The following is an 8,406-nucleotide window of genomic DNA, read 5'->3' on the forward strand; positions in this document are numbered from 1 at the left end:
CGGTTCAGCTCCCCTGTCGGTACGTCGAAGGGGGCGCCGGAGGTCCCGGGCGGGCGTCGAGCGCGGTGAGCGCGTCGCGCAGCCCCCTGTGTACATCCTCGTACACCTCGACGTGTCCGTCGGTGGCCAGGTGGTCGGCGTCGGCCAGCCGCTCCAGCCGGGCGTCCACCTCGGCGTCGCCCGTGGGGGTGCGGGGCACGCCGAGCGGGGCCGGCGCGGCGGGGTCGTGATCGGGCTGGGCGGCCTCCTGGGGGGCCTGCGTCTGGGGAACCGCGTCGTTCATGCCCCGACGCTACCTCGTGGCCCTGCGGTACCGTCGACGGCGATGGCAACGATCGAGGAATGCCGCGCCGCGCTCGAACAGCTCTCGGAGAACATCCAGGGCTCCGAGGGCGACGTCCGCGCGGCCGCCGCCCTGGACCGCTCGGTGAGCTGCCACATCACCGACCTGGACGTCACCTTCGCCGGCCGCCTCCAGGACGGCCGGATCAAGGTGCGCGAGACGCTCCAGGGGCCGCCGCGCGAGAAGGCGGAGCTGCGGCTCGCCCTGAGCGGCGACGACCTGGTGGCCCTCGTGGACGGCGAGCTGCACTTCGCGAAGGCCTGGGGCTCGGGCCGGGTGAAGCTGGAGGCGGGTCTGCTGGACCTGTTCCGCCTCAGGAAGCTTCTGTAGCCGCGACCTTCCTGACGTCGGCACGCGCCTTGCGCGCCGCCGGCACCACCAGGGGCGTACCCGTCTCCGGGTCGTCGATGACCTGACAGCGAAGCCCGAAGACCTCCTCCACCAGATCCGCGGTGACGATGTCGCCCGGCGCCCCCTGGGCGATCACCGAACCGCCGCGCAGTGCGATGAGGTGCGTGGCGTACCGGGCGGCGTGGTTGAGATCGTGCAGGACCGCGACGAGTGTCCGCCCCTGCTCCTCGTGCAGCTCCGCGCACAGGTCCAGCACATCGATCTGGTGCTGGATGTCCAGAAACGTCGTCGGCTCGTCCAGCAGCAGCAACGGCGTCTGCTGGGCCAGCGCCATCGCGATCCACACCCGCTGCCGCTGACCACCGGACAACTCGTCGACATAGCGATCGGCGAGTTCGGCGACGCCGGTCTGCGCCATGGACTCCCGCACGACCCGCTCGTCCTCGGCCGACCACTGCCGAAGGATCCCCTGGTGCGGATACCGCCCGCGGCCCACCAGGTCGCCGACCGTGATCCCGTCGGGCGCGATCGACGACTGGGGCAGCAGACCGAGAGTGCGGGCGACCTTCTTGGCCGGCATCGACTGGATGACCTGGCCGTCCAGCAGCACCCGGCCCTCGTTCGGCCTGAGCATCCGCGACAGCGCGCGCAGCAGCGTCGACTTGCCGCAGGCGTTCGGGCCGACGATCACGGTGAACGAGTTGTCGGGTATCGCCACCGACAGCCGCTCGGCGATGACGCGCTGGTCGTAGGCGAGGGTGACGTTCTCGGCGGACAGGCGGTTCACGGTGCTCCTTGGGATGTTCGGGTGGGCGGGGGTGCTCATATCCGCCCCGCCCTGCGCTCGGCGACCAGCAGCCACAGCAGGTAGGCGCCGCCGAGCACGCCGGTGACCACCCCCACGGGCAGCTGGTCGGCACCGAAGACGCGCTGCGAGACCCAGTCGGCGGTGACCAGCAGGGCCGCGCCCATGCACAGGGACGGCAGCAGGTTCGGGCCGGGCGAGCGGGTCAGCCGGCGGGCCAGCTGCGGCGCGGTGAGCGCCACGAAGCTGACGGGACCGGCGGCGGCGGTGGCGGCGGCGGTCAGCAGCACCGCGGCCACCAGCAGCAGCATCCGTACCCGCTCGACGCGCACCCCGAGGGAGTACGACACGTCGTCGCCCATCTCCAGCATCCGCAGCCCGCGCGCGTTGGCGAGGACGAGCGGTACGAGGACGGCGCACAGCGCGAGCAGCGGCCAGACCTGCGCCCAGTCACGGCCGCTGAGCGAACCGGTCATCCAGACGACGGCCCGGGCCGCGTCGACGAGGTCGGCCTTGGTCAGCAGATAGCCGTTGACGGCGGTGACGACGGCGGAGACACCGATGCCGACCAGCACCAGCCGGTAGCCGTGGACGCCCTGCTTCCACGCCAGCGCGTAGATGGCGAGCCCGGTCCCGAGACCGCCCACGAGCGCCCCGAGGGTGACCGCGCCCGCGCTGCCGGAGAACAGCACGATCACCACGAGCGCCCCGGCCGTCGCGCCCTGCCCGAGGCCGAGTACGTCCGGACTGCCCAACGGGTTGCGGGAGATGGACTGGAACAGGGCGCCGCCGAGCCCCAGCGAGGCGCCGACCAGCAGCCCCACCAGGACCCGCGGCAGCCGCAGCTCGGTGACGATGAACTCCTGCCCGGGGTTCCCGTCGCCGACCAGCGTCTTCAGCACGTCGCCCGCGGGAATCGGGAAGTCGCCCGTGCCGATCAGCACCACGCTCGCGGCCAGCGCGGCGAGCAGCAGCAGGACGACGACGGCAAGGGCCCGGACGTCCAGGCGCACGGACAGCCCGCCCGGCGTCCGTACGGCGCGGTGGGCACGTTTGGTGGTCACAGCTGGGCCGTCCTCCGCCGTCGTACGAGAAAGATGAAGACCGGGCCGCCCAGGATCGCGGTCACGATGCCGACCTGGAGCTCCGCGGGCCGCGCGACGATCCGGCCGAGGACGTCGGCGCCGAGCAGCAGCACGGGCGACAGGACGGCCGCGTACGGCAGGATCCAGCGCAGGTCGGGCCCGGTGAAGGACCGCACGACGTGCGGCACCATCAGCCCGACGAACACGATCGGCCCGCAGGCTGCGGTCGCCGCCCCGCACAGCACGGTGGCGGCGAGCATGGACAGCGCCCGGGTGCGGTTGAGGTTGGCGCCGAGGGCCTTGGCGGTGTCGTCGCCCATGGCCATCGCGTTCAGCGGGCGGGCGAGCACGAGCGCGAGGAGCGAGCCGGCCACCAGGAACGGCAGCACCTGCGTGATGGTGTGGTCCGTCGCCGCGCTGAGCGAACCGACCGTCCAGAAGCGCATCCGGTCCAGCGCGGCGTCGTCCAGGATCATCAGGGCCTGGAGATAGCCGTAGAGCGCGGCGCTGATCGCCGTGCCCGCGAGCGCGAGCCGTACCGGAGTCGCGCCCCGGCTGCCGCCCAGGAACCACACCAGCGCGCCGACCACGGCCGCGCCGAAGAACGCGAACCATACATAGCCGCTGAGGCTGGTGACACCGAAGAAGGTGATGGCGGTGACGACCGCCGCGGACGCGCCCGCGTTGATGCCGAGCAGTCCGGGGTCGGCCAGCGGGTTGCGGGTGAGTGCCTGGAGCACCGCTCCGGACAGGCCGAGCGCGGCACCGGCGAGCAGCCCGAGCAGGGTCCGGGACAACCGCTCGCCGACCACGACGTCGCCGTATGTCCCCGAATCCTGGAACAGGCCGTGCCAGACCTCCCCGAGGGACAGCTCCTTCGCGCCGACGGCGATACTCGTCAACGCGACAAGCACCATGATCAACACGGCGAGGAGCAGGCCGACGGCACGTACAGCCCGGCGGGTCGGGGGCGCGGAGACTGCGTCCGCGCGCTGTTCAGGGGGGCTCTCGACCAACACGCAGTTAGGTTAGCCTACCCTGGCATCGGATCAAGATCCTGCCTGGCTCAGGCGCCCCAACCCGGCGCGGGCGAGGCCGCTACAACGCCAGCCGTGTCAGCGCCTTCCCCGCGTCCAGCTCACAAACCTCATCTCCGGCCGCCGTCCAGGCAGCCGCGCACAGCGCCCGCAACCCGTCCAGGGCCTCCCCCTCGCCGTCCAGTTCCAGCCGCTTCTCCCCGGCCGTCGCCGTCCAGCCACCGCACCAAAAGCCCGCACCGGCCTCGACGACCTCCGGCTGCCCGGTGAGCATCCCCCGCAGATCCGCGTCGACATACGTCGGCCGATGCCGCGGCGGCGCCGCCAGCAACTGCGGTCCGTCGGTCACGCCGGTGAGCACCAACAGCGAATCGACGCCGCCGTTGAACGCGCCCTCGATGTCCGTGTCCAGCCGGTCCCCCACCACCAGCGGCCGCTGAGCGCCCGTCCGCAGGATCGTCTCCCGGTGCATCGGCGGCAGCGGCTTGCCCGCCACCCGCGGCTCGGCGCCGGTCGCGATCCGCACCACCTCCACCGCCGCCCCGTTACCCGGCGCGATGCCCCGCGCGCTGGGAATCGTCAGGTCCGTGTTCGACGCGAACCATGGCACCCCGCGCGCGATCGCATAACACGCCTCGGCGAACCTCCCCCACGGCAACTCCGGCCCGCCGTACCCCTGTACGACGGCCACCGGAACGTCGTCCGCGGACTCCACCGGCTCAAGTCCCCGCTCCCGCAGCGCGACCCGCAGTCCCTCGCCGCCGACGACAAGCACCCGCGCCCCCGCGGGCACCTCCTCGGCGATCAGCCGCGCGACCGCCTGCGCCGAGGTGATGACGTCACCGGCCTGTGCCGGTATCCCGAGCTCCGTCAGGTGTGCGGCCACGGCGTCCGGCGTCCGCAACGCGTTGTTCGTGACGTACGCCAGGTGCATGCCGCCCGCGCGGGCCGTACCGAGCGAGTCGACCGCGTGCGCGATCGCCTCCCCGCCCGCGTACACCACCCCGTCGAGGTCGAGCAGCGCCGTGTCGTACGCCTCGCTCAGCGCCCGGTCGCTGCCCTCGGGCCTGGTCCTGACCTGCTGGCTCATTCCGCACCGCTCCTCGTCCACCGACTTTTCCCCGATCATGCCCCATGCCACCGACACACGTGGCGCACGTACGATGCCGAGATGAACACAGCAGGTCACCCGGAAGCAACGACGCGCCGAGGCCTCGAACTCACCCCGTTCCGAGGCCTTCGCTACGACCCCGACCGGGTCGGCAGCCTGGCGGCCGTGACGTCCCCTCCCTACGACGTCGTCGTACGCCCCGACGGCGTGCACCACCTGCAATCCGCGGACCCGCACAACATCGTCCGGCTGATCCTCCCCGAGGCCGCCACCCCGACCGCGCGCAACGCCCAGGCCGCCGACACCCTGCACCACTGGCTCACCGAAGGCGTGCTGACCGCCGACGCCGAGCCCGGCCTCTACGTCTACGAACAGCGCGACGGCGACGGCATGCTGCAGCGCGGCATCATCGGCGCCCTGCGTGTCTCGGATCCGTCCGACGGCGTGGTCCTGCCGCACGAGGACGTCATGCCGCACATCGTCGCCGACCGCGCCGACCTGATGCGCGCCACCTCCGCGAACCTCGAACCCCTGCTGCTGACCTACCGCGGCGACGGCCAGGCCTGCGCCGAGGTCGTGGAACGGACCGCGGAGAAGCCCCCGCTCCTCGCCACCACCACCGAGGACGGCTACCACCATCGCCTCTGGTCCGTCACTGACCCCGACGACGTGGCCCGCGTCCAGGACGGCCTCGCCCACCAGGTGGCCCTCATCGCCGACGGCCACCACCGCTGGGCGACCTACCGCCGCCTGCGCGCCGAGCACCCCTCGCCCAGCCCATGGGACTACGGCCTGGTCCTCCTGGTCGACACCGCCCGCTACCCCCTGCGGGTCCGCGCCATCCACCGCCTCCTGCACGGACTCGCGGTGCCCGACGCGCTGAGCGCACTCGACGGCCACTTCCGCGTGCGCCGCGTCGACGCCCCGCTCCCCGAAGCCCTCACTGCCCTCTCCGAAGCCGCGTCCCACGGCAACGCCTTCCTGCTCGCCGGCGACGGCACGTTCCACCTGGTCGACCGTCCCGACCAGGACCTGCTGGCCCGCACGGTCCCCACCGACCGCCCCGAGGCATGGCGCACCCTCGACGCCACGATTCTGCACGCCACCCTGCTCGACCACATCTGGCACGTCCCCGAGGACTCCCCGGCCCACATCGCCTACATCCACGACGCGGCGGCCACGGTCCGCAAGGCGGAACGGCAGGGCGGTACGGCGGTCCTGCTGCACCCGGTCCACGAGGACGTCGTGCGGGACCTCGCCCGCCAGGGTGTGACCATGCCGCGCAAGTCGACTTCGTTCGGCCCCAAGCCGGCCTCGGGCCTGGTGCTGCGCACGCTGGACCTCTGACGCACAGGTGACGCGCATACGAAAAAGTGGGCGGGACCCTGGAATCAGGTCCCGCCCACTGTCACATCCACACGTCAGTCCCGGTCGGCCTCGTCCTCATCCTCATCCGAGTCCGAGCCGTCCTTGACCTCGGCGGCCTCGGCGGCCCCGGAGACCTCGACTGTCTCGGCGGACTCGGCCAGGTCGTCCGTGGTCTCGTCGAGGGCGTCGACGAACTCCACGCCGTCCAGTTCGGCCAGCCGGTCCGAGGCGTCCGTGCTGCCGTCCCGGTCGGCCTCAACGGCCTTGGCGAACCACTCCCGGGCCTCACCGTCCCGCCCGGCCGCGAGCAGCGCGTCGGCGTACGCGTACCGCAGTCGCGCGGTCCACGGCTGGACGGAGCTGGAGGCCAGCTCCGGGCTCTGCAGCGTCACGATGGCCGCGTCCAGTTGCTCCATGTCACGCCGGGCGCCGGCCGCGACGAGCCGCATCTCCACCTGCCCGGCCTTGTCGAGCTTCTGCACCTCGGGCGCCCCGGCCATGTCCAGCGCCTTCTCCGGCCGCCCGAGCCCACGCTCGCAGTCGGCCATGACGGGCCACAGTTCCACGCTGCCCGTCATCCGTCGCGCGGCACGGAACTCGGCCAGCGCCTCCGCGTACTTCTGGTTCGCGTACGCCGCGAATCCGGCCGCCTCGCGCACGGCGGCGACGCGCGACGCCAGCCGCAGCGCGACCCGCGAGTAGCCGTACGCCCCTTCGGGGTCCTCGTCGATCAGCCGCGCGACCATGACGAGGTTCTTGGCGACATCCTCGGCGAGCGTCTTCGGCAGGCTCTGCAGCTCCTGCCGCACGTCCTTGTCGATCTCGTCGCCGGTGACGTCCTCCGGGATCGGCAGGCGCTTGATCGGCTCACGGTCCCGCTCCCGCTCCTCGCGGAACCGGCCGCCGGCACCGTGCCGGTCGTCCCGCCCACGGAAGCCACCGTCACGGCCTCCACGATCGTCCCGACGGGGACCGCGCGCACCGCGGTCGTCCCGCCCCCGGAACCCGCCCCGCTCACCACGGTCGTCCCGCCGACCGAAGCCACCACGGTCGCCGCGGTCTCCGCGATCGTCCCGCCGGAAGCCACGGTCGCGGTCGTCCCGGCGATCGTCACGGCGGACATGGGCACCCCGGTCGCCGTCACGCCGGTCGTCCCGCCTGTCATCGCGGCGGTCGTCGCGGCGGAAGCCGCCACGGTCGTCACCACGACGGTCGTCCCGGCGATCGTCCCGCCGGAAGCCGCCACGGTCATCACCACGACGATCATCCCGCCGGTCGTCCCGCCGGTCGTCGCGACGGAACCCACCACGGTCGTCACGACGCTCCCCGCGGTCGTCACGGCGGAAGCCACCGCGGTCGTCACCACGGGGGCCGTCACGCCGGTCATCCCTGCGGAACCCACCACGGTCGTCACCACGACGGTCGTCCCGGCGATCGTCACGACGGAATCCGCCACGGTCATCACCACGGGGGCCGTCACGCCGGTCATCCCTGCGGAACCCACCACGGTCGTCACCACGGGGGCCGTCACGCCGGTCATCCCTGCGGAACCCACCACGGTCATCGCCACGACGGTCATCCCGGCGATCGTCACGACGGAACCCACCACGGTCGTCACCCCGCCGATCGTCACGACGCTCCCCGCGGTCGTCACGGCGGAAAGCAGGGCGATCTCCCCCGCGGTCGTCACGGCGGAAGGCAGGGCGATCTCCGCCACGGTCGTCACGGCGGAAAGCAGGGCGATCTCCGCCACGGTCGTCACGGCGGAAAGCAGGGCGATCTCCGCCACGGTCGTCACGGCGGAACCCTCCGGGCCGGCCACCCTCCCGTCCATCACGGTCGTCCCGGCGCGGCCCACGATCACGATCGTCGCGCGGGAAGGTCGGCCGCGATCCACGGTCGCCGTCTCGACGGCCATAGCCACCACGGTCGTTGTCACGTCGGAAGCCGCCGCGGTCACTCCGGTCACTCCGGTCACTGCGGCCACCACGGAAGCCGCCGCGATCGCCGCGTTCCCCACCATCCCGTCGCCGCTGGTCGCGCTCCGGTCGGTCCTCGGGAGAGTTGGTGGACATCGGTGACTCCTGTCTTTGGTACCGCAGTCATTCTCGCGCGGCCGGCAACCCGGCGCGCTCCGTAAAAACAAAAAAGGACCCCTGGTCCCAGCTGAACGCTGGGACCAGGGGTCCTTCCAAAGATTGTTCGGCGGCTTCCTACTCTCCCACAGGGTCCCCCCTGCAGTACCATCGGCGCTGTAAGGCTTAGCTTCCGGGTTCGAAATGTAACCGGGCGTTTCCCTCACGCTA

General features: G+C 72.2%; 8 protein-coding genes, 1 rRNA gene and 1 pseudogene. 2 read left to right on the plus strand and 8 right to left on the minus strand.

Going from position 1 to position 8,406, the window contains the following annotated elements; genetic code table 11:
• Positions 1-4: 4 nt before the first annotated feature.
• The gene (locus tag ACFV6X_RS19500; RefSeq protein ID WP_385385086.1) at positions 5-283 is read right to left on the minus strand and encodes a hypothetical protein; all 279 of its coding nucleotides are present in this window, start codon (positions 281-283) and stop codon (positions 5-7) included.
• Positions 284-325: 42 nt separating this feature from the next.
• Here ACFV6X_RS19500 and ACFV6X_RS19505 point away from each other — a divergent pair, with 42 nt between their 5' ends.
• Positions 326-673 carry an SCP2 sterol-binding domain-containing protein gene (locus tag ACFV6X_RS19505; protein ID WP_385385088.1) on the plus strand — a complete coding sequence of 116 codons (348 nt, stop codon included), beginning with the start codon at positions 326-328 and terminating at the stop codon, positions 671-673.
• Here the strand turns inward: ACFV6X_RS19505 and ACFV6X_RS19510 are convergent.
• From ACFV6X_RS19510 to ACFV6X_RS19525, 4 genes are all read right to left on the minus strand, one after another.
• Positions 657-1,520, minus strand: a complete 864-nt coding sequence (locus tag ACFV6X_RS19510) for an ABC transporter ATP-binding protein (RefSeq protein WP_385385091.1) — start codon at positions 1,518-1,520, stop codon at positions 657-659. The genes ACFV6X_RS19505 and ACFV6X_RS19510 overlap by 17 nt on opposite strands.
• Positions 1,517-2,563, minus strand: coding sequence for a FecCD family ABC transporter permease (locus tag ACFV6X_RS19515; protein ID WP_385385094.1), 1,047 nt, complete (start codon positions 2,561-2,563; stop codon positions 1,517-1,519). The genes ACFV6X_RS19510 and ACFV6X_RS19515 overlap by 4 nt, the downstream gene beginning before the upstream one ends.
• On the minus strand, positions 2,560-3,603 hold the full coding sequence (locus ACFV6X_RS19520) for a FecCD family ABC transporter permease (protein ID WP_385385096.1): 1,044 nt from the start codon (positions 3,601-3,603) through the stop codon (positions 2,560-2,562). The genes ACFV6X_RS19515 and ACFV6X_RS19520 overlap by 4 nt, the downstream gene beginning before the upstream one ends.
• Before the next feature lie 79 nt (positions 3,604-3,682).
• Entirely contained in the window at positions 3,683-4,711 is a 1,029-nt protein-coding gene (locus tag ACFV6X_RS19525; protein ID WP_385385099.1) for an HAD hydrolase-like protein, read from the minus strand.
• A gap of 81 nt (positions 4,712-4,792) precedes the next feature.
• Between ACFV6X_RS19525 and ACFV6X_RS19530 the strand changes: the two genes are divergently transcribed.
• Positions 4,793-6,079: a DUF1015 family protein gene (locus ACFV6X_RS19530; protein ID WP_385385102.1), complete on the plus strand. Its 1,287-nt coding sequence runs from the start codon at positions 4,793-4,795 to the stop codon at positions 6,077-6,079.
• A gap of 74 nt (positions 6,080-6,153) precedes the next feature.
• Here ACFV6X_RS19530 and ACFV6X_RS19535 read toward each other — a convergent pair whose 3' ends face one another.
• The 3 genes and pseudogenes from ACFV6X_RS19535 to rrf form a co-directional block, all read right to left on the minus strand.
• Positions 6,154-6,954, minus strand: a complete 801-nt coding sequence (locus ACFV6X_RS19535; RefSeq protein ID WP_385385111.1) for a hypothetical protein — start codon at positions 6,952-6,954, stop codon at positions 6,154-6,156.
• A 150-nt stretch (positions 6,955-7,104) separates the two neighbouring features.
• A pseudogene (locus ACFV6X_RS19540) lies at positions 7,105-8,175 on the minus strand (hypothetical protein); the annotation flags it as partial.
• A 125-nt stretch (positions 8,176-8,300) separates the two neighbouring features.
• A 5S ribosomal RNA gene (rrf, locus tag ACFV6X_RS19545) occupies positions 8,301-8,406 on the minus strand; the annotation flags it as partial.

This window comes from Streptomyces sp. NPDC059861 (genome assembly GCF_042731435.1).
Taxonomy (GTDB): Bacteria; Actinomycetota; Actinomycetes; order Streptomycetales; family Streptomycetaceae; genus Streptomyces.

Excerpts from the sequence above, each read along its gene's own strand:
- ACFV6X_RS19505 (WP_385385088.1), top strand. The coding sequence starts at position 326 with ATGGCAACGATCGAGGAATGCCGCGCCGCGCTCGAACAGCTCTCGGAG.
- ACFV6X_RS19500 (WP_385385086.1), bottom strand. The coding sequence starts at position 283 with ATGAACGACGCGGTTCCCCAGACGCAGGCCCCCCAGGAGGCCGCCCAG.
- ACFV6X_RS19525 (WP_385385099.1), bottom strand. The coding sequence starts at position 4,711 with ATGAGCCAGCAGGTCAGGACCAGGCCCGAGGGCAGCGACCGGGCGCTG.
- ACFV6X_RS19530 (WP_385385102.1), top strand. The coding sequence starts at position 4,793 with ATGAACACAGCAGGTCACCCGGAAGCAACGACGCGCCGAGGCCTCGAA.
- ACFV6X_RS19510 (WP_385385091.1), bottom strand. The coding sequence starts at position 1,520 with ATGAGCACCCCCGCCCACCCGAACATCCCAAGGAGCACCGTGAACCGC.